Genomic DNA, 1,177 nt, shown 5'->3' on the forward strand with positions numbered 1-1,177 from the left:
AATTTAAACTCAAGCAACTGGCATCAGAACGAAAAAACCCACGCCTAAGCATGGGTTTATTCTTTATCTTTTGTCTTTGGTGGGCTGCATAAGCAGGGATATCCAAAGCTCTCAATAAACATATTACCAGAAAATGTATTATGATCAACCAAAGATAAAGAAAAACTTATAAGATGGAAAGTTAATGCGATACAAAGCAATTGAAAAGACCATATCAATTAGTCGATTTACAACATACAGAAATGCTGTCATTGCGAGTACTGGTGTTGATTGCGGTATAAAAGCTCTCTCGCTATATGAATGGAATGCAAATTTATCATCTGATTTTTTATTTCCTTTACATATATATGAAGTGGTATTACGTAATGCTATTAGTGAAGCTATTGCAAAAAGATATGGTACTGATTGGCCTATTAATACGGTATTTCAAAACTCACTGGCTTATAAAAATAAAAGAGAGCTATTAAGCATTGTTAGCAATAATTACCAAGGGTTAGGCAAGGTGTTACCAGAGTTAAAGTTATCTTGGTGGGAAGAAATGCTAACGCGAAGGCATGATGGGCGTATTTGGAACGTTCATATTCAGACTGCATTTCCAAATGCTGATAACCTAACTGCGGCGCAAATTAGAACGCTATTAAAAGAAGCTTGCTTTGTAATAAGAAAAATAAGAAATCGAATCGCTCATCATGAGCCTATTTTCAATCACAATAAGTTACTTGATATTTATCCTTTAATTGAAACTACTGTGGCAATGCGATGTAAAGAAACAAAAATATGGTTGGATGAAATAGAAAAGGTTAATAATTTACTTTTGAACCCAGTTATATGAAAGTATTAAAAAATTTATTTGGCACATAAAAGGGAAAACTGAGTCTAAAAAATGAGAAAAAGTCATAACTCCATCTATGCCCAAAGATCTCTCACCAAAACAAAGTACATAGGCTCATTAATATTTTTCCTCTCATAGTTTTGAAGATTGAGCGGATACAGTTGATTAGCTCACACACTTGACTATTTGTAGCGAGCGGAAAGTACAATCTTAGTTGAAAGCTGTCTAGAGGAATGCTAGAAATCCACGAGTGTAATTTATTAGCCAAAGTAAATACTCCGAGCTAGTTTTTACAACGTGTCCCGTCCTAAAATACGTTGACGGTTTTAATTGAAGGCCAGTAGC

At 34.3% G+C, this 1,177-nt stretch carries 1 protein-coding gene; it reads left to right on the top strand.

Annotated features, from left to right (window positions below; genetic code table 11):
* Positions 1 to 184: 184 nt before the first annotated feature.
* Positions 185 to 832 carry an Abi family protein gene (locus GQR46_RS19925; protein ID WP_165742261.1) on the top strand — a complete coding sequence of 216 codons (648 nt, stop codon included), beginning with the start codon at positions 185 to 187 and terminating at the stop codon, positions 830 to 832.
* Positions 833 to 1,177: the final 345 nt, after the last annotated feature.

The sequence above is a fragment of the Pseudoalteromonas sp. Z1A6 genome, from assembly GCF_011378745.1.
In the GTDB taxonomy this organism is placed as follows: domain Bacteria; phylum Pseudomonadota; class Gammaproteobacteria; order Enterobacterales; family Alteromonadaceae; genus Pseudoalteromonas; species Pseudoalteromonas arctica.